At 63.2% G+C, this 17,727-nt stretch carries 19 protein-coding genes; 8 read left to right on the top strand and 11 right to left on the bottom strand.

Annotated features, from left to right (window positions below):
- Position 1: 1 nt before the first annotated feature.
- The 4 genes from hisA to hisB form a co-directional block, all read right to left on the bottom strand.
- Entirely contained in the window at positions 2–739 is a 738-nt protein-coding gene (gene hisA, locus IF809_RS21385; protein ID WP_128963220.1) for a 1-(5-phosphoribosyl)-5-[(5-phosphoribosylamino)methylideneamino]imidazole-4-carboxamide isomerase, read from the bottom strand.
- A 160-nt stretch (positions 740–899) separates the two neighbouring features.
- Positions 900–1,550 (bottom strand): imidazole glycerol phosphate synthase subunit HisH, encoded by a 651-nt coding sequence (gene hisH, locus IF809_RS21380; RefSeq protein WP_128963221.1) that lies wholly within the window; start codon positions 1,548–1,550, stop codon positions 900–902.
- Positions 1,547–2,077 (bottom strand): DUF2628 domain-containing protein, encoded by a 531-nt coding sequence (locus IF809_RS21375; protein WP_128963222.1) that lies wholly within the window; start codon positions 2,075–2,077, stop codon positions 1,547–1,549. The genes hisH and IF809_RS21375 overlap by 4 nt, the downstream gene beginning before the upstream one ends.
- Positions 2,078–2,144: 67 nt before the next feature.
- A complete protein-coding gene (gene hisB, locus IF809_RS21370; RefSeq protein ID WP_128963223.1) occupies positions 2,145–2,738 on the bottom strand; it encodes an imidazoleglycerol-phosphate dehydratase HisB in 594 nt (197 codons plus the stop codon).
- 242 nt (positions 2,739–2,980) lie between these two features.
- Here hisB and hslV point away from each other — a divergent pair, with 242 nt between their 5' ends.
- Genes hslV through IF809_RS21350 form a run of 4 tightly spaced genes read left to right on the top strand, consistent with a single transcriptional unit; the run spans position 2,981 to position 6,662 of the window.
- A complete protein-coding gene (hslV, locus tag IF809_RS21365) occupies positions 2,981–3,541 on the top strand; it encodes an ATP-dependent protease subunit HslV (protein ID WP_128969091.1) in 561 nt (186 codons plus the stop codon).
- A gap of 2 nt (positions 3,542–3,543) precedes the next feature.
- Positions 3,544–4,152 (top strand): DUF2585 domain-containing protein, encoded by a 609-nt coding sequence (locus tag IF809_RS21360; protein WP_128963224.1) that lies wholly within the window; start codon positions 3,544–3,546, stop codon positions 4,150–4,152.
- 52 nt (positions 4,153–4,204) lie between these two features.
- Entirely contained in the window at positions 4,205–5,509 is a 1,305-nt protein-coding gene (gene hslU / locus IF809_RS21355) for an ATP-dependent protease ATPase subunit HslU (protein ID WP_462838428.1), read from the top strand.
- A gap of 28 nt (positions 5,510–5,537) precedes the next feature.
- The gene (locus tag IF809_RS21350) at positions 5,538–6,662 is read left to right on the top strand and encodes a hypothetical protein (RefSeq protein WP_462838427.1); all 1,125 of its coding nucleotides are present in this window, start codon (positions 5,538–5,540) and stop codon (positions 6,660–6,662) included.
- 182 nt (positions 6,663–6,844) lie between these two features.
- Here IF809_RS21350 and IF809_RS21345 read toward each other — a convergent pair whose 3' ends face one another.
- From IF809_RS21345 to IF809_RS21335, 3 genes are read right to left on the bottom strand one after another with little or no spacing between them, the layout of a single operon-like run.
- The gene (locus tag IF809_RS21345; protein WP_462838426.1) at positions 6,845–7,435 is read right to left on the bottom strand and encodes a Smr/MutS family protein; all 591 of its coding nucleotides are present in this window, start codon (positions 7,433–7,435) and stop codon (positions 6,845–6,847) included.
- Positions 7,432–8,931, bottom strand: coding sequence for a murein transglycosylase A (gene mltA, locus IF809_RS21340; RefSeq protein ID WP_462838425.1), 1,500 nt, complete (start codon positions 8,929–8,931; stop codon positions 7,432–7,434). Before mltA ends, IF809_RS21345 begins: the two co-directional genes overlap by 4 nt.
- On the bottom strand, positions 8,909–9,613 hold the full coding sequence (locus IF809_RS21335) for a Tim44/TimA family putative adaptor protein (protein WP_128963228.1): 705 nt from the start codon (positions 9,611–9,613) through the stop codon (positions 8,909–8,911). Before IF809_RS21335 ends, mltA begins: the two co-directional genes overlap by 23 nt.
- A gap of 410 nt (positions 9,614–10,023) precedes the next feature.
- Here IF809_RS21335 and secB point away from each other — a divergent pair, with 410 nt between their 5' ends.
- The gene (gene secB / locus IF809_RS21330; protein WP_128963229.1) at positions 10,024–10,509 is read left to right on the top strand and encodes a protein-export chaperone SecB; all 486 of its coding nucleotides are present in this window, start codon (positions 10,024–10,026) and stop codon (positions 10,507–10,509) included.
- An 8-nt stretch (positions 10,510–10,517) separates the two neighbouring features.
- Here secB and dnaQ read toward each other — a convergent pair whose 3' ends face one another.
- The 4 genes from dnaQ to IF809_RS21310 are packed head-to-tail and all read right to left on the bottom strand — an operon-like array spanning position 10,518 to position 13,353.
- Positions 10,518–11,231, bottom strand: coding sequence for a DNA polymerase III subunit epsilon (dnaQ, locus tag IF809_RS21325; protein ID WP_462838424.1), 714 nt, complete (start codon positions 11,229–11,231; stop codon positions 10,518–10,520).
- A 41-nt stretch (positions 11,232–11,272) separates the two neighbouring features.
- Positions 11,273–11,872, bottom strand: coding sequence for a dephospho-CoA kinase (gene coaE, locus IF809_RS21320; protein WP_128963231.1), 600 nt, complete (start codon positions 11,870–11,872; stop codon positions 11,273–11,275).
- Between the two features lie 23 nt (positions 11,873–11,895).
- Positions 11,896–12,504, bottom strand: a complete 609-nt coding sequence (locus IF809_RS21315) for a Maf family nucleotide pyrophosphatase (protein WP_462838423.1) — start codon at positions 12,502–12,504, stop codon at positions 11,896–11,898.
- Positions 12,505–12,513: 9 nt separating this feature from the next.
- Positions 12,514–13,353, bottom strand: a complete 840-nt coding sequence (locus IF809_RS21310) for a pyruvate, water dikinase regulatory protein (RefSeq protein WP_128963233.1) — start codon at positions 13,351–13,353, stop codon at positions 12,514–12,516.
- Between the two features lie 459 nt (positions 13,354–13,812).
- Here IF809_RS21310 and hemJ point away from each other — a divergent pair, with 459 nt between their 5' ends.
- From hemJ to mnmE, 3 genes are all read left to right on the top strand, one after another.
- Positions 13,813–14,247: a protoporphyrinogen oxidase HemJ gene (gene hemJ / locus IF809_RS21305; RefSeq protein WP_128963235.1), complete on the top strand. Its 435-nt coding sequence runs from the start codon at positions 13,813–13,815 to the stop codon at positions 14,245–14,247.
- Positions 14,248–14,502: 255 nt separating this feature from the next.
- Complete coding sequence (gene rho / locus IF809_RS21300; RefSeq protein ID WP_092289654.1) at positions 14,503–15,768, top strand: transcription termination factor Rho; 1,266 nt, start codon at positions 14,503–14,505, stop codon at positions 15,766–15,768.
- 312 nt (positions 15,769–16,080) lie between these two features.
- Positions 16,081–17,427 carry a tRNA uridine-5-carboxymethylaminomethyl(34) synthesis GTPase MnmE gene (mnmE, locus tag IF809_RS21295; protein WP_462838422.1) on the top strand — a complete coding sequence of 449 codons (1,347 nt, stop codon included), beginning with the start codon at positions 16,081–16,083 and terminating at the stop codon, positions 17,425–17,427.
- Positions 17,428–17,727 lie beyond the last annotated feature (300 nt).

The raw sequence follows: 17,727 nt of genomic DNA, 5'->3' as shown, positions 1-17,727 counted from the left end.
CCTAGGCGGTGCGTGCGTTGCGGATCAAGGTGAGGGCGGCAGCGGGATCGAGCCGGCCGTCATAGAGCGCGCGGCCGGCGATCGCGCCGGCGAGCTTTTTCGCGCGTGGCGTCAGCATGGCTTTCACATCCTCGATCGAAGCGAGACCGCCGGAGGCGATCACGGGGATCGAAATGGCGTCGGCGAGCGCAATGGTCGCATCCAGGTTGAGGCCCTTAAGCAGGCCATCGCGGGCGATGTCGGTGAAGATGATGGCGGCGACGCCGGCATCTTCGAACCGCTGTGCGATCTCCAGCACCGTGACCTGCGAGGTCTCGGCCCAGCCTTCGACCGCGACCTTGCCGTCGCGCGCGTCGAGCCCAACAGCCACACGGCCGGGAAATTTCTTCGCGGCAGCCTTCACCAACTCCGGATCGCGCACCGCGGCGGTGCCGATGATGACGCGGGTGATGCCCTTGTCGAGCCAGGCCTCGACGGTCTTGAGATCGCGAATACCGCCGCCGAGCTGCACCGGGATCTTGATCGTCTTCAACATCCCTTCGACTGCCTGCGCATTCACTGGCTTGCCGGCAAACGCACCGTCGAGGTCGACGACGTGGAGATACTCAAAGCCTTGCTCGGCAAAGCTCTGCGCCTGGGCAGCGGGATCAAGATTGAACACGGTCGCGCGCGCCATGTCGCCTTGCTCGAGGCGCACGCACTGGCCGTTCTTGAGATCGATGGCAGGAAAGAGAATCATGTCAGACCTTCTGCCGTCCCGCGCTTGGAGACGGAACTATCACGTATGCACTCCGTCATTGCGAGAAGCGAAGCGACGAAGCAATCCAGGCTGCCACCGCGGAAAGATTCTGGATTGCTTCGCTGCGCTCGCAATGACGAGCTGGAAATCGAAACGACCTTCACGGTTTCCATCGCAAAAAGTTCGAGATCAGGGCGAGGCCGAAGCGCTGGCTCTTCTCGGGGTGAAACTGAGTGCCGATGGCGGTGTCCTTCGCGACGATCGCGGTGACCGGCCCGCCGTAATCGGCGCGCGCGAGCACGTCCGCTTCATTGGCGGCGTTGAGGTGGTAGGAGTGCACGAAATAAGCGTGCTGGCCCTTGGGACCCAGCGGCAGCTTGTTCAGGACCGGATGCTCCTGCAGCAGATCGAGTGTGTTCCAGCCCATGTGCGGGATCTTGAGGCTCTCGTCGCGCGGCGTGATCTTCTCGACATCGCCGCCGATCCAGTTCAGGCCTTCGGTGATGACGTGCTCCTTGCCGCGGCTCGCCATCAGCTGCATGCCGACGCAGATGCCGAAGAACGGCCGCGCCTTGACGCGCACGGCTTCGGTGATCGCCTCGACCATGCCGTTGACCGCATCGAGCCCGCGCCGGCAATCGGCGAAGGCGCCGACGCCAGGCAGCACCAGACGATCGGCCTCATAGGCCTGGTCGGGATCGCTGGTGACGAACACCTTTTGCCGATTCTCCAGGCTGCGCGCGGCGCGCTCGAACGCCTTGGCGGCGGAATGCAGATTCCCGGAACCGTAATCGATGATGGCGACGCTCATCTTGACCCTCCCGGTTCTGGAAACAATCCAATGATGCCGCCGGCCGGAATCGGCGGCGGGCTCGAAAATGGCTGGCCCGGTACACCCCGGGTCGGCGGCGGCCCGCCGCGATCGACGGCCCATTGATCGTTGACGATGCCGCGCTGTTTTTCGCTCCATCGCTCGAAGAAACGGCGCTCGGCGGTGTCGTGGTCGTCGGCGACGACGATGTCGAGCTGCCGCCATTTGCCCCGCGACAGTGTCCAGCGGCGCAGGGTCGAGGCCTCAAAACCCATCAGGAGCGCGACGATGATATTGGCGAGGACAATCGAGCGGCGACCGACGCCGAGGCTGGACAGCCCGGCATCGAACGCGGCGAGAAAGACGATCCAGCCGATCAGCGCCAGCCAGAGCCTGTTCCAGAGCAGCCAGAGCGGGCCGAAGACCATCGCCCAGAAATGGAAGCCGTCGCGCACGAACACGAACTTGTCGGTCGCGCGCAGATCGGCCCCGCCTGGGGTGGGAGCATGAACTGTGTAGACAGGCATTGTCGATGCCCCGTGCTCGAGAATTCAAGTCAAGGCCGCCGGCGGCGTTCGTTGACCGGCGGAGATGTCAGCCGCCGAGCGAGCCCTTGGTGGAGGGGATTTCACCCGCCGCCTTGGGGTCGATCGCAACGGCGGTGCGCAGCGCCCGCGCCAGGCCCTTGAAGCAGGACTCGGCGATATGGTGGCTGTTATCGCCATATAGGGTCTCGACGTGGAGAGTCACGCCGGCATTGATGGCGAAGGCCTGGAACCACTCGCGCACCAGCTCGGTGTCGAACTCACCGATCTTGTCGCGGGGGAAGTCGGCCTTGAACACCAGGAACGGGCGGCCTGAGATGTCGATGACCACGCGCGTCAGCGTCTCGTCCATGGGCATGTGCACGCCGGCATAGCGGGTGATGCCCGCCATGTTGCCGAGCGCCTGCTTGACCGCCTGGCCGAGCGCGATGCCGGTGTCTTCGGTGGTATGGTGATAGTCAATGTGCAGATCGCCCACCGCCTTGACCGTGAGGTCGATGCGGGAATGGCGGGCGAGAAGATCGAGCATATGGTCGAAAAAGCCGATGCCGGTCGCGATATTGGCCACGCCCGTGCCATCGAGGTTCACGGAGACCTCGATGTCGGTTTCCTTGGTCTTGCGCTTGATCGTCGCGGTGCGCATGGAAAATCGATTTCCACTTTAGTTTTGAGCATGATCTTGTCGGAAAACCGGTACCCACTTTTCCGGATCATGCTCTTTGAGCCGAAAACGCCAGTCTCTTAACAGCCAAATGACGCCTTCGCTACTGCGGGAACGCTGGCCGGGCCTCTACTTCTGCCTATGGTGAGCGAAATTCGGCCCGGAACGGCCCGTTGTGCCCTTAGCTCCGACCGCCTAAATCAGGCGGGACAACGAGGGTCATGATGCAAGATTCCCAGAACAGCTCGCCGGTTTGGCACGGCACCACGATTCTAACGGTCCGCAAGGGCGGCAGGGTGGTGGTCGGCGGCGACGGCCAGGTCTCGATCGGCCAGACCGTGATCAAGTCCAACGCCAAGAAGGTCCGCAGGCTCGGCAAGGGCGACGTGATCGGCGGCTTTGCCGGCGCCACCGCCGACGCCTTCACGCTGTTCGAGCGGCTGGAGAGCAAGCTCGAGCAATATCCGGGGCAACTGACCCGGGCCGCCGTGGAGCTCGCCAAGGACTGGCGCACCGACCGCTATCTCCGCCGGCTGGAGGCCATGATGATCGTTGCCGACAAGGACGTCTCGCTGGTTCTCACAGGCACCGGCGACGTGCTCGAGCCCGAGGCCGGCGTCATGGCGATCGGCTCCGGCGGCAATTACGCCCTGGCCGCGGCCCGGGCCCTGCTCGACACCGACAAGGACGCCGAGACCATCGTCCGCCGCTCGCTCGACATCGCCGCGGACATCTGCGTCTACACCAACCGCAACGTCACCGTCGAAGCACTGACGGCCGGCTAGGGATGGCCGTGGCCCAAAGCGCCAGCCCGACCCGGCCCGCGATCCCGCCGCCCGTGTGGGTCGGCATCGCGCTGCTCTTGCTGGCGCTGCAGGCCTCGATCCTGTTCGCGATGGGGCGGGTGCCGATCTGCACCTGCGGTTACGTCAAGCTGTGGCATGGCGTGGTGAACAGCTCGGAGAATTCCCAGCACATCGCCGACTGGTACAGCTTTTCGCACGTGCTGCACGGCTTCCTGTTCTATGGGCTGACCTGGCTCTTGTTCTCGCGGCGTCTTGGCTGGCCGGCACGGCTGATCATCGCCATGCTGATCGAGGGCGCCTGGGAGATCGTCGAGAACTCGCCATTGATCATCGAACGCTATCGCGCCGGCACGATCTCGCTGGATTATTACGGCGACAGCATCGTCAACTCGGTCTCAGACACAATGTTCATGGTGCTGGGGTTCCTCACCGCCCGCGTGTTGCCTGTCGCGGCGACCGTCGCACTCGGGCTCGCCTTCGAGATCATGCTGGCGCTGCACATCCGGGACAATCTGACGCTCAACATCCTGATGCTGATTCATCCGATCGAGGCCGTGAAGCAATGGCAATCCGGTCCGCCGATCATCTGACGGCCAAAAAAGCGGCTTGTCGCCGCCGGCTTCTAATCCTAGCTAAGGTCCCATGACAGACTTTTCCCCTCGCGAAATCGTTTCCGAACTCGACCGTTTCATCGTCGGCCAGGGCGACGCCAAGCGCGCCGTCTCGATTGCGCTGCGCAACCGCTGGCGCCGGCAGCAGCTCTCCGGCTCCCTGCGCGAAGAGGTTCTGCCGAAGAACATCCTGATGATCGGCCCGACCGGCGTCGGCAAAACCGAGATCGCGCGCCGGCTCGCCAAGCTGGCAAACGCGCCGTTCCTGAAGGTCGAGGCGACAAAATTTACCGAGGTCGGCTATGTCGGCCGCGACGTCGAGCAGATCGTGCGCGATCTCGTCGAGGTGGCGATCGCCCAGGTGCGCGAGCGCAAGCGCAAGGACGTGCAGGCCCGCGCCCAGCTCGCCGCCGAGGAGCGCGTGCTCGATGCGCTCGTCGGTGCCAATGCCTCTTCGGCGACACGCGAATCCTTCCGCAAGAAGCTGCGCACCGGCGAGCTCAACGACAAGGAAATCGAGATCGAGACGCAGTCCTCCGGCGGCGGCATGCCGATGTTCGAGATCCCGGGCATGCCGGGCGCGCAGATGGGCGCGATCTCGATCGGCGACATCTTCGGCAAGCTGGGCGGCCGCAGCAAGACGCGGCGGCTGACGGTGGAAGGCTCGCACGAGATCCTCGTCAACGAGGAATCCGACAAGCTGCTGGATACCGACCAGCTGACGCTGGAGGCGATCAGCGCGGTCGAGAACAACGGCATCGTGTTTCTCGACGAGATCGACAAGATCTGCGCCCGCGACGGCCGCGTCGGCGGCGACGTCTCGCGCGAGGGCGTGCAGCGCGATCTCCTGCCGCTGATCGAGGGCACCACGGTCTCGACCAAGCACGGCGCGGTCAAGACCGACCACATCCTGTTCATTGCGTCAGGCGCCTTCCACGTCGCAAAGCCGTCCGACCTCTTGCCGGAATTGCAGGGCCGGCTGCCGATCCGCGTCGAGCTGCAGGCCCTGACCCGCGACGACATGCGGCGCATCCTGACCGAGCCCGAGGCCTCGCTGATCAAGCAATATGTCGCGTTGATGCAGACCGAGGGCGTCACCCTCGACATCACCGACAGCGCCATCGACGCGCTGGCCGACGTCGCGGTCGCCGTCAATTCCACCGTCGAGAACATCGGCGCGCGGCGGCTGCAGACCGTGATGGAGCGGGTGCTGGACGAAATCTCCTTCACCGCCCCGGACCGCAGCGGGGAAACCGTGAAGGTCGATGCCGATTTCGTCCAGAAGCACGTCGGCGACCTCGCCAAGAATGCCGATCTGAGCCGCTTCATTTTGTAATTCTGGCCTGCCGCGCTATGGATGCGGCGTGACCGCGCGCATCCTGCAAAACCCCTGGCGACTCCTGCTCGCGATCAACGCGGCGGTGATCGCCGGCGTGTTCGTGCACAAGATCCAGCTGCCGCCTTACGTCCCCTATATCCATCTCCTCGTCGACTACCATTTCGGCTTCATCAAACGCGCGCTGATCGGGGCGATCGTTGCGCTGTTCACGGACAAGGTGCCGGTGTGGCTGGTGTTCGCGCTCGGCGGGGCGACATGGCTCGTCACGCTCGGGCTCTACGCAAGACTGTTTCAGAAGACGTTCGGATTCACGGCGAAGACGCTGCCGCTGTTCGTCTTCATCGCGGGCTCGCCGTTCTTCTTCAAGAATTTCATGCACACGCTCGGCCATTTCGACATCTACGGCTGCGCGCTTGCGATCATCCTGCTGTTGATGCCGGCGGGATCGATGCTGTTCGTCGCGACGGCGGCGCTGTTCTCGATCGTGCTCGTCCTGATCCACCACATCCATCTCCTGATGTATGTGCCGACGATCATCGCCATCGTCGTGACCAGGCACTATCTCGTTTACGGCCTCACGCGCGGCAATGTCGCGTTCGGCGTCATCGCGTTCGTGCTGGTGTCCGCGCTGTTCTTGGCCGCGCAATTCCTGGGAACGATGCCAATCCCGGAAGCGGATTTCGTCGCCTATCTGAAGACCCGGATGGCCGATCCCTCGCGTAACGATCTGCTGCAATTCGCCTATATCTGGTATCAACCGCTGGCAAAGGAAATTACCGACACCTGGGCCTGGCTGCCGCACAACAGCCTCGGCATTCCCGTGTTCGCCCTGCTGATCTGGCTGCATACGCCGCTATGGCGCTATTTTGCGAAGCTGATCGCGGCCCTCGCGAGCGAGACCCACCGCAGGCTCGTCATCGCCGCGCTGGTCGGCGTCAGCCTCGCCTATCTCGTGATGTTTGCGATGGTGTTCGACTATTCGCGCTGGATCTCGAACTGGGCGGTCTGCATGGTCCTGATCCTGCATGCGGTGAAGATGCTGCCGGCGAAGCAGGAGACAGCGCCGATTCCGGAAGAGGATCGGAAGACGAATGTCTTCGGCCTGATCGTCACGCTGATCCCGCGGGTCGGAATCGTCCGGCCGTTTTAGGGATCATAAATAGCCACACAGGCAGTGCGCCCCCTCTCCCGCAAGCGGGAGAGGGTTGGGGAGAGGGCTTTCTCCGCAAGCGAGAACCCCCAAGGGGAGAGAACCCTCTCCCGCCGCGCTTCGCGCGTCGGCCTCTTCCGCAAGCGGGAGAGGCGAGAGGAGCCTGAGGCTCGCTTGATCCCCTAATATCTCGCCCGCCGGATCCGCACGTACAGCGCGCCTTCGCCGCCATGGCCGATGCCTGCTTCCTCGAATCCGACCACAAAGGCGCGGAATTCCGGCAGGCTCAGCCATTCCGGTACCTGGCGGCGAAGCACGCCGCTTTCGCCGCCGCTGCGGCCCTTGCCGGTGATGACGAGGACAAAGGTCAGGCCGTCGTGATGGGCGCGGTGCAGGAAGCCGGTGAGGGCGCGGTGCGCGCGCATCTGGGTCATGCCGTGCAGATCAAGCCGCGCCTCGATCTCGCTGCGGCCTCGCGACAGTTTTGTCCGCTCGCGCTTGCCGAGCGGGGCGAGCGGCGGCATCGCCGGTTTGGACGGACGCGGGGCTGGAGCCGCAGCCAATGGCCGCTGCGATGGCGCAGGCTTGGCAGCAGCCACTGCGGGCGCAGTCTCGGCGCGCGGCGTGGCATGAACCTTCGTCGCACGTTGCTTTCGCAGCGGCTTGACTTGTTTTGCGACGAGGTCCCACAGCTCGCGATCTTCCTCGCTTAAGCCACGGCGGCGCGGCGAGGGACGCGAATCCAGCACGGGCGGACGGGAGGATCGCTTCATTGCTGGTGGGAACGGGTTTTCATGTGCCTGCGTGGTTCGCGCACCGGCTCTATCACAGGACGCGGCGCCGGCAACGGCACCGGGCCGGCAATGGCCACCGTCTCGGCCTTGGGGTCCTTGGCCGGATCGCCCTGCGGAAACAGTTTTGCGATCTTTTCCGACGGTCGCGGATCCGGCACCGGCAGCCGCGCCGCGCGCAAATTCGGATCGAGGCTCTTCGGCACCAGCATCACGAAATGCATGGGATGGCGCAGCCGCCCCGAGAGGCGGCCGGCCTCCGCGCCCGCGCCAAAATAGAGATCGGCGCGCGCGGGACCGATGATGGCCGAGCCGGTGTCCTGCGCGATCATCAGCCGATGGAACGGCGTCTTGGCTCGGTCGGACTCGATCGGCAGCTCGCCCTCGATGAAGAAGGGCGTGCCGTAGACGTGGAGCGACTTGTCGACCGCGATCGAGCGGCCGGCCGTCAGCGGGATGCCTTGCGCACCGACCGCCTCGTCCTTATCGGACAGATTGACCTCGTGGAAGAAGATATAGGACCGGTTCTGGCGCCGCAGCTCCTTGGCACCGTCGGGGTTTTGCGCCATCCACTCCCTGATCTTCTGCATCGACATCTCTTCCTTCGGAATGATGCCGCGCTCGATCAGGACGCGCCCGACGGCGGTGTAGGGATAGCCGTTATAGGAATCGTAGTTGAGCCGGATGGTCGTCCCGTCGTCGAACTTGATCCGCGCCGAGCCCTGGATCTGCGCGAACAGGAGATCGGTCGGGTCCTTCAGCCAGGCGATCTCGAGGCCGCGGCCGGCGATCTTGCCGTCCTCGATCTCGCCGCGATCGTAATAGGGCACCAGCTTGCGGCGGCCGATCTTGCGATAGACCGGGCCCTTGTTGGGCAGGCTGACCGAGGCCTGATTGAAGCCGCGCACGAACAGGTTCGAGGGGCGGCGGTAGACCGGCACGTTGTAGACCTCGGTCTGGGTGCGCGATCCCTCCAGCACCGGCTCGTAATAGCCGGTGACGAAGCCGTCGGGCTCGCCAAGGCGCGAAATGCGCAGCGGCGAAAAGTTTTCTTCGAAGAAGGCCTTTGCCTTGGAATCGTCGGTCACGTCGAGCGTCTTGGCGACGCGGCAAGGCTCGCTCAACGAGCCGCCCAGTGCCTTCGGCTCGGGCGCACCCGTCTGCGCGTTGATCGGTCGGCAGCTGGCGCGAAAGGTCTTGTAGGCCGCGAGATGATCGTCGTCGCTCCAGCCTTTCACGTCGGCCCAGGTCAACGGCAGATATTGCGCGCCGGGAATCTCGAACGGGAGAGGCAGCTGCGGATAGGGTAGCGGGCGCGGCGGGATCGCGGCGGCTTCAGGGAGACGATGATGATGGCTGCGGTAGTGGCGCCGCGCCGCCTCGGCGCCGAGCGAAAACGACGACAGCACGACGAGGCCTGCGCAAAGCGTCGTCGCGCCGTTCTTCAGAAAGCTCTTAATTCGCGCTTCCGGTGCCAACCAGCTTCCAGTTCGGATCGCGAGAGGTGGTGTCGCGGGCGAAAGTCCAGATGTCGGTGATATCGGCGACCTTGTCGGCATTGCCGTCGACGATGTTGCCGGCCTTGTCGCGGGTGACCGAGATCATCTGCGAGACGAAGCGCACGGTCAGCTGTGCGGTACGGTCGCGCAGCTCGGCACCGACGAGCTCGGCCTTGTCGATCGAGACGAAGCGGGTCTCGGTCTTCTGCTCGTTCTTCTCGCGTTCCCTGATCGCGGCGTCAAAGCTCTCATAGACCTCCGAGGACAAGAGGTCGCGCAGCGCACGGCGGTCGCCGTTGGCAAAGGCCAGCACGATCATCTCATAGGCGCCGCGTGCGCCCGAGAGGAAATGACGCGGGTCGAAGGTGGAATCCTTGTCGACGATGGCATCGAGGCCCTGGGCCAGTGCGGTGCCAGGCTCGGCCAGGCCCTTCCAGCGGTCGGAAGGCGGGGTCGGCTCGGCTGTCGGGGCGAGCGGCGGCTGGTCGATCACCTTGCCCGGCATAGTCACGACGTTCTTGTCCGGGGCACCCCCGAGCGCATTGCGGGCCGTGCGGTCGAACGGCGGCCGCTCATTGCCGGTCCGCTGCCCCAGCACGCTGCGCAGCCGCAGAAAGATAAAGACCGCCAGCGCTAGAAAGATGATGGTGTAGATGTCCACGTCGTGTCGCTTTCTGGTCTTGAACTCAGGTCTGCTTTGGGGTCGCTGCCGGGAAAAATCGATCCGGCCAGTAGACCGTTCCATACCCGAACGGCAAGACTACATCACCATTTTGGCCCGCGCGTCATGTCCGCTGGATGTAGGCACGAAATTTGGCCCGGCCAATGGCGCCTTTTGGCACAGCGGGAAGTGTAGCGCGTTTTATCCTTAAGGGGAAACCCGATCATGGGTGGAAATCGCGCATCTTCAAGCATTTAACGTGGTATTTGGTGTTCGGGGCGGGCAAACGTCACAGTTGTGGGCGCGGCTGGGATCGTCCCTCTGAACCCGTTCGTCCTTGTGGAATGAGGCAGCCCTATGTTAGCCAACCGCCGCGAAATTCAGCCCCAATCGGGTAAGGAGACACTCTGATGACCAACGGTAACGGCACCCCTCCCGAGGCGGCCCAGGCTCCCCAGCTCAATGTGCTGGCGCAATACACCAAGGATCTCTCGTTCGAAAACCCGAACGCCCCGAGCTCGCTCCAGCCGCAGAGCCAGCCGCCCCAGATCAACATCCAGATCAATGTCGGCGCCAATAATCTCAGCGAAACCGAGTTCGAGGTGACGCTGACGGTCGAGGGCAAGGCCGAGACGGCGGGCAAGGTGATGTTCTCGTTCGAGCTGGCCTATGCCGGCGTGTTCCGCATCGCGAACGTGCCGAAGGAGAACCTGCATCCGCTGGTCATGATCGAGTGCCCGCGGCTGTTGTTCCCGTTCGCCCGCGAGATCATTGCGACCGCTGTGCGCGACGGCGGCTTCCCGCCCCTGATGCTCGATCCGGTCGATTTCGTCGGTCTCTATCGCCAGAACATGGAGCGGCAAATGGCCGCCCAGCAGCCGGCCGGCCAGGCCTAACCTGCAGACTATTCGGCTGGGGCGGCTGGAGCGGGCAGATACTCGTTCCAGATTGCCTTGTCGCCCATGGTCGCGATGAAAGCCCGATGGGCCTTCCGCTCGGCGTCGGATACCCGCGGCGCAAGCGGCACCTGTCGCTGCCGCCGCGGCGCATCGCCACCCGCATTGACGCGAATCTCCTGGGCTTCCGACGCCAGCAGCAGCTGCGACTGCCGCGCCCCGACCAGATCGACATAGACTTCCGCAAGCAGTTCGGAATCGAGCAGCGCGCCGTGCTTGGTGCGGTGTGAATTGTCGATCGAATAGCGTGAACAGAGATCGTCGAGCCGGTTCGACACCCCGGGATGCTTGCGCCGTGCCAGCAGCAGCGTGTCGACGAGCCGCTCGCGCGGGATCGGAGGGCGCTTGATCCGGTCGAGCTCGGCATTGATGAAGCTGATGTCGAACGAGGCGTTGTGGATCACCAGCGGCGCATCGCCGATGAACGCCAGGAATTCGTCGACCACTTCGTGGAACAGCGGCTTGGTCGAGAGGAACTCGGCGGACAACCCGTGCACCGCGAACGCTTCCGCCGGCATGTCCCGCTCGGGGTTGATATAGACGTGATAGGTCTGCCCCGTCGGCATGCGGTTGAGGATCTCGACACAGCCGATCTCGACCAGCCGATCGCCGCGAAGCGGATCGAGGCCGGTGGTTTCGGTATCGAGAACGATTTCACGCATGATTTTGAGATGCCGTGCAGGAAGCCGTAGAGGTCGGCGAATCAGGCCCGCCGCTGCGGCATCTTAACGACCTCGGCCAGGATGTGCGTGATTTGCGCACGCACCGGCTCAAGTCCGTGGGACGTATCCACCACGAAATCGGCGCGCTTGCGTTTTTCGGCGTCGGGCATCTGCTTGGCGATGATGGCCTCCAACTTGGCCTCGTCCATGGTTCCCCGTGCCAGCACACGCTCGCGCTGCAATTCCGGCGAGGTCGAGACCACGACGACGGCATCGACGCGCTTCTCGCCGCCTGTTTCGAACAGCAGGGGAATGTCGAGGACCACGACCGGTGCCTTGGCCGCTTCCGCATCGGCAAAGAATTTCTGCCTGGAAGCGCCGAGCATCGGATGGACGATCTGCTCGAGCTGCTTGATCGCGGCCGGGTCGTGCACCACGCGCGCCGACAACTTCTGCCGGTCGACCCTGCCGTGTGCGGTGGTGCCGGGAAAGGCGGCCTCGATCGCGGGCGCGGCCTCGCCTTCATAGAGCTGATGAACGGCCGCATCGGCGTCATAGACGGGCACGCCGGCCTCCGCGAACAATTTCGCGGTGGTGGATTTGCCCATCCCGATCGAGCCGGTCAGTCCGAGGATCCGCATCGGCGCAAAATCATCCCTGTCAGTCACACCGCAACTAACCGTTCACGCCGCAGGAACGCAAGCAACGGCAACAGCGGCAGGCCGAGGATGGTGAAATGATCGCCCTCGATGCGCTCGAACAGATGAATGCCGAGGCCTTCGAGCTGATAGGCGCCGACGCTGGTGGTGACGGCATCGCCGGCGGCGTCGAGATAGGCGGACAGCTCGGCTTCCGACATTTGCCGCATCGTCATGCGGGCGATCGATACATCCTCAAAAACAATCTTGCCGTCATGCGCCAGCGCGACGGCGGAATTCAGCTCGTGAGTGCGGCCGGCGAGATCACGCAATTGCGCCAATGCCGCGGCGCGGCCGGCGGGCTTGTTGAACAGGCGGTCGCCGAGGGCCAGCGTCTGGTCGGCCCCGATCACATAGCTTCCGGGACGATTGGCGGAGGCCGCCTTCGCCTTCTCACGCGCCAGCAGCAGGCCGATCTCGCGCGGATCCGAAAGTCCGGACGCGGCCTGAATGCCGCGCTCGTCGATATCGGCGGTGACAGCCTCGAATTCCAGCCCCGCATTCCGCAGCAGCATTTTTCGCGCGCTGCTCTGCGAGGCCAGCATTAACGGAGATTTGCCGCGCCACAGACCCATCGCCGCCACTTATTCGGAAGGCCGGTTGCGCTGACGATCGCTGTAGAGCTTCATGATCGCCGCCGCGGTTTCCTCAATCGAGCGTCGCGTGACGTCCAGCAGCGGCCAATCGTGCTTGGCGCTGAGCTTGCGCGCAAACGCCACCTCCTCGGTCACCGACTGCTTGTCGGTATAGGTGTCGCTGCCGGATTCGGCGCCCATCGAGAGCAGGCGATTCTGACGGATCTGGATCAGGCGTTCCGGGGTCGCATGCAGGCTCACCACCAGTGGCCGGGTCAGCGTCTCCAACTGGGCCGGCACGGGAATGCCTGGAACCAGTGGGACGTTGGCGGTCCGGATGCCGCGATTGGCGAGATAGATCGACGTCGGCGTCTTCGAGGTGCGGGACACGCCGACCAGGACGACGTCGGCATCCTCGAGGCCTTCGACATGCTGCCCGTCGTCATGGATCATCGTGTAGTTCAGCGCGTCGATACGCTTGAAATATTCGGCGTTGAGCACGTGCTGCGCACCGACGCGGCCCGTGGTCGCAGCGCCAAGATAGGCTTCGAACAATTGCATGACCGGGCCGATGATCGAGAGGCTCGGAACATTGATCGTCTTGCACTTGTCCTCGAGCCTCGAAACCAGGTCCTTCTCCAGCAGCGTGAACAGCACGATGCCGGGTGCTTCCTCGATCTCGTCGAGCACGCGGTCGAGCTGCTTCTGGCTGCGTACCAGCGGATAGACATGCTCGACCGGCGTGACGTTGGCGTATTGCGCGGCGACGGCGCGCGCGACCGTGATCAGGGTCTCGCCGGTGGAGTCGGAGACGAGGTGCAGATGGAAATAATTGCTCGAGGTCGGCACAAAAACTCTTTGAATGTCGTTGTGTGGTTTGTGGATTTCTGTGGAGCTTAACCCCTCGGAAAGGGATGCGCGACACCACGGGCGGGATAAGTGCCGATTTTCTTCACACCGCTGCCCGTCAGAACAAGTCCGGCACCGTGTCACGAGAGAAGCGGGATTGCGCGGACAACCCCCTTGATAAGCTGCCGACAAAAAGGCGCAAGCCTTTGAAGCCCGGCGGCTTATCTGAACGGGCCTGGTCTGCCCGGAACATGTTGACGGATGTGAACAAGCGCGTGCGCACGCGCGGATGGCGTTGCGTGAGTCCAATCCACGGTCACTCAGACTCAAACCTTTAAGAATCTAAGATTCTAGATTTGAGGAAGGCGCTACGGACGGATATGTGTGCAGGTGAGACCTTAAAGAGTTCTTACTATCCCCAGCCCGCCTGATGGCTGGACGCAAAGTCGGACGCCGGACATGTTTGAAGACGTCTATCTCTGGATCAAGGCGCTGCACGTGATCGCGGTCATCTCCTGGATGGCCGGCATGCTCTATCTGCCGCGGCTGTTCGTCTATCATTGCGAGGCCGAGATCGGCTCGAAACAGTCCGAAACCTTCAAGGTGATGGAACGCCGCCTGCTGAAGGCGATCATCAACCCCGCCATGATCGTCACCTGGCTTGCCGGGCTTTATCTCGCCTGGGCCGGCCATTGGTTCACCTTCGGCTGGCTGCACGTCAAACTGGCAATGGTGCTTGCGATGTCCGCGGTCCACGGCTTTTTTTCCCGCTGGCTGAAGGATTTCGCCGCCGACCGCCGACCCCACAATCAGAAATTCTTCCGGATTATCAACGAGGTGCCGACCGTCCTGATGATCATCATCGTCATCATGGTGATCGTGAAGCCGTTCTAGGCAGCAATCGTGAACGATCGCTCAGCGCTTCGGCTTGCGGAGTGGGAAGCGATTTTCTATATTAGCGATATCCCACCCAACGCAGGCGGATGTGGTTGTGTCTGAGCTTTCCAGAGGCCGGACACCGCATCAGGTTTGAAGCCCCCACCGGCACTCACCTTGCCAGACCTGCGGACCTTACCTGCACCTGCTCGCGTCCGCATTTCAGAGCCACCTCGCACCCCCCTTCCAAGGTTACCCCACAGGACCACCCCAATGCGGGAAATCAAACTCGAAGACCTCAAGTCCAAAACGCCCGCCGAGCTCGTCTCGTTTGCGGAGGAAAATGGGGTCGAGAACGCCAGCACAATGCGCAAGCAGGAGCTGCTGTTCGCCATCCTCAAGCAGCTCGCGCTGGCCGAAACCGACATTGTCGGCCAGGGCGTCGTCGAGGTGCTCTCCGACGGCTTCGGCTTCCTCCGCTCGCCCGATGCCAATTATCTGCCGGGCCCGGATGACATCTACGTCTCGCCCTCGCAGATCCGCCGTTTCGGTCTGCGCACCGGCGACACCATCGAAGGCCACATTCGCAGTCCGAAGGAGGGCGAACGCTATTTCGCGCTGCTGAAGGTCAACACGCTTAATTTCGAGGACCCGGAAAAGGCCAAGCACAAGGTCAATTTCGACAACCTCACGCCGCTGTTTCCGAATCAGCGTTTCCGCATGGAAATCGACGATCCGACGCGGAAAGACCTGTCTGCACGCGTGATCGACATCGTCGCGCCGATCGGCAAGGGCCAGCGCGCATTGATCGTGGCGCCGCCGCGCACCGGCAAGACCGTGCTGATGCAGAACATCGCGCATTCGATCACGGCCAACCATCCCGACTGCTATCTGATCGTGCTCTTGATCGACGAGCGTCCGGAAGAAGTCACGGACATGCAGCGCTCGGTGAAGGGCGAAGTGGTGTCGTCGACCTTCGACGAGCCGGCTGTGCGTCACGTCCAGGTCGCCGAGATGGTGATCGAAAAGGCCAAGCGTCTCGTCGAGCACGGCCGCGACGTCGTGATCCTGCTCGATTCGATCACGCGCCTCGGGCGTGCCTACAACACCGTGGTGCCGTCATCGGGCAAGGTGCTGACCGGCGGTGTCGACGCCAACGCGCTGCAGCGGCCGAAGCGCTTCTTCGGCGCCGCCCGTAACATCGAGGAGGGCGGCTCGCTGACCATCATCGCGACCGCGCTGGTCGATACCGGCAGCCGCATGGACGAAGTCATTTTCGAAGAGTTCAAGGGCACCGGTAACTCGGAGCTTATCCTGGACCGCAAGGTCTCGGACAAGCGCACCTTCCCCGCGATCGACATTTCGCGCTCCGGCACCCGCAAGGAAGAGCTCATCACCGACCCGCAGGTGCTCAAGAAGATGTACGTGCTCCGCCGCATTCTGAACCCGATGGGCACCATGGATGCGATCGACTTCCTGCTCGACAAGCTCCGCTCGACCAAGAGCAACGCGGAGTTCTTCGACTCCATGAACACCTGAGTGCGGTGCAGCATTGGATTAGAGGGGCGCCTTCGGGCGCTCTTTTCGTTTGTGCGGCTATGCTGCAGCGGTCGTGCAGCATAGTCGATGGTCTGACCGCACCGTCTGGATCTCTGTGACCCTTTGATAAATCTACATAATACCTCCACCCGCAAGCGTTAGCCTCGACTGATGAACGGGAATTTTGCAGCAAACGCTGCTCTTTATATTGCGCTGCAATATTCCTTTGCTGCGGTTCGATGCGCAGCAAAAGCGGGCTTCGGCCCTCAAACGGGCTGTTTGCCTTTTCCTCACCAGCCGGACAAATAGGCCATGCACCCGCGAGATCAGACCATCTTTGCATTGTCGTCCGGGCGTCCGCCGAGCGCGATCGCGATGGTGCGTGTGTCGGGCTCGCAAGCGGGACAGGTGCTGGCGACGCTCGCAGGTGAGTTGCCGGCACCGCGGCAAGCCAGCCGCCGGCTGCTGCATGACGCCACGGGCCAGCCGATCGACGATTCGGTCGTGCTCTGGTTTCCGGCGCCGGGCAGTGCGACCGGCGAGGACGTCGCCGAATTTCACGTGCATGGCGGCCGCGCGGTGCTAGCCGCGCTCCTCGCCGCGATTTCCGTTATTCCGAATACGCGCGCGGCGGAGCCGGGCGAGTTCACCCGGCGGGCTTTTGAGAACGGCAAGCTCGATCTCACGGAAGCCGAGGGGCTCGACGATCTCATCCATGCCGACACCGACCGCCAGCGTCGCCAGGCGCTGCGGCAGTTGCAGGGTTTGCTCGGCGATCGCGCGCGCGACTGGCGCGAGCGCATCATCGAGGCGTCGGCGCTGATCGAGGCCGGGATCGATTTTTCCGATGAAGGCGACGTGCCCGTAGAATTGAGGGCTCCGGCAGTCAGGGCGATCAAGGCGCTGCATGATGAAATTACGAAAGTCCTTGCGGCACAGGGACATTCCGAACGCCTGCGCGACGGCTTGGTGGTCGCGATAACAGGCAAGCCGAATGTCGGCAAGTCGACCCTGATGAATCAGCTTGCCCGCCGCGAGGTCGCGATCGTCTCACCGTATGCCGGCACCACGCGCGACGTGATCGAAGTGCAGCTCGATCTCGATGGCTATCCCGTCACTGTCATCGACACGGCCGGGATTCGCGAGACCAATGATCCGGTCGAGCAGGAAGGTGTTCGCCGGGCGCGGGCGCGGGCCGAAGAGGCCGACCTGGTCCTGTGGCTGGTGGAAGGCGGGCAGGCCATCGATCCCGACGCGCTGCGGTCGCTTCGGAAATCCGGAGATGGCGATCGGCCGGACGGGCCGGTCTGGATCGTGCGCAACAAGATCGACCTCGGGGCAGCCGGACTAATGGGTGAGTTCGGAATCTCGGCGAGCCGTGGTGATGGCATTCCGGAACTGGTGGAGGCCCTCGTGAAATTTGCCGCCGAGTGCTTCGGAACCAGCGAGGGCGCATTGGTTACCCGAGCCCGCCAACGCGATCTGTTGACCCGTGCGGCGGACAGCTTGCGCCGGAGTCTGGAGCTTGTAGAAGAGGGCGAAGAACTCGCCGCGGAAGAGCTGCGCACCGCCGCTTATGCTCTCGGCCGTTTGCTCGGTCGGGTAGATGTCGAGGACGTACTCGGGGCCATCTTTCAGAAATTCTGCATTGGAAAGTAAGTCTAGTTCTACATTGTAGAACTAGTCCTTGTTCCGCTACTTGCGTTTCACGTGAAACATGGCTTGCCGCCCTGTCAACGCGTTTCACGTGAAACGCTATCCCCGTTATTGCAAGCAGCAGCGATGAAGCAATCCAGCTTCCTCCAATGGTGATTCTGGATTGCTCGCTGCGCTCGCCATGACGGCGTTGTGGCGGAGTAGTCCAACGAACTAGCATACCTGCGGAGCTGCTGGTTTCACGTGAAACAGAAGCTATGGCAACACGCCTCGTACTGTGCATGGGGTTGTTTTACGAGGCGG

Source organism: Bradyrhizobium sp. UFLA06-24 (assembly GCF_054967145.1).
This window is presented reverse-complemented; position numbering and strand designations above follow the sequence as displayed.

Coding starts and splice junctions, on each gene's coding strand:
- hisA (WP_128963220.1), bottom strand. CDS start 739: ATGATTCTCTTTCCTGCCATCGATCTCAAGAACGGCCAGTGCGTGCGC.
- hisH (WP_128963221.1), bottom strand. CDS start 1,550: ATGAGCGTCGCCATCATCGATTACGGTTCCGGGAATCTGCATTCCGCC.
- IF809_RS21375 (WP_128963222.1), bottom strand. CDS start 2,077: ATGCCTGTCTACACAGTTCATGCTCCCACCCCAGGCGGGGCCGATCTG.
- hisB (WP_128963223.1), bottom strand. CDS start 2,738: ATGCGCACCGCGACGATCAAGCGCAAGACCAAGGAAACCGACATCGAG.
- hslV (WP_128969091.1), top strand. CDS start 2,981: ATGCAAGATTCCCAGAACAGCTCGCCGGTTTGGCACGGCACCACGATT.
- IF809_RS21360 (WP_128963224.1), top strand. CDS start 3,544: ATGGCCGTGGCCCAAAGCGCCAGCCCGACCCGGCCCGCGATCCCGCCG.
- hslU (WP_462838428.1), top strand. CDS start 4,205: ATGACAGACTTTTCCCCTCGCGAAATCGTTTCCGAACTCGACCGTTTC.
- IF809_RS21345 (WP_462838426.1), bottom strand. CDS start 7,435: ATGAAGCGATCCTCCCGTCCGCCCGTGCTGGATTCGCGTCCCTCGCCG.
- secB (WP_128963229.1), top strand. CDS start 10,024: ATGACCAACGGTAACGGCACCCCTCCCGAGGCGGCCCAGGCTCCCCAG.
- dnaQ (WP_462838424.1), bottom strand. CDS start 11,231: ATGCGTGAAATCGTTCTCGATACCGAAACCACCGGCCTCGATCCGCTT.
- coaE (WP_128963231.1), bottom strand. CDS start 11,872: ATGCGGATCCTCGGACTGACCGGCTCGATCGGGATGGGCAAATCCACC.
- IF809_RS21315 (WP_462838423.1), bottom strand. CDS start 12,504: ATGGGTCTGTGGCGCGGCAAATCTCCGTTAATGCTGGCCTCGCAGAGC.
- hemJ (WP_128963235.1), top strand. CDS start 13,813: ATGTTTGAAGACGTCTATCTCTGGATCAAGGCGCTGCACGTGATCGCG.
- rho (WP_092289654.1), top strand. CDS start 14,503: ATGCGGGAAATCAAACTCGAAGACCTCAAGTCCAAAACGCCCGCCGAG.
- mnmE (WP_462838422.1), top strand. CDS start 16,081: ATGCACCCGCGAGATCAGACCATCTTTGCATTGTCGTCCGGGCGTCCG.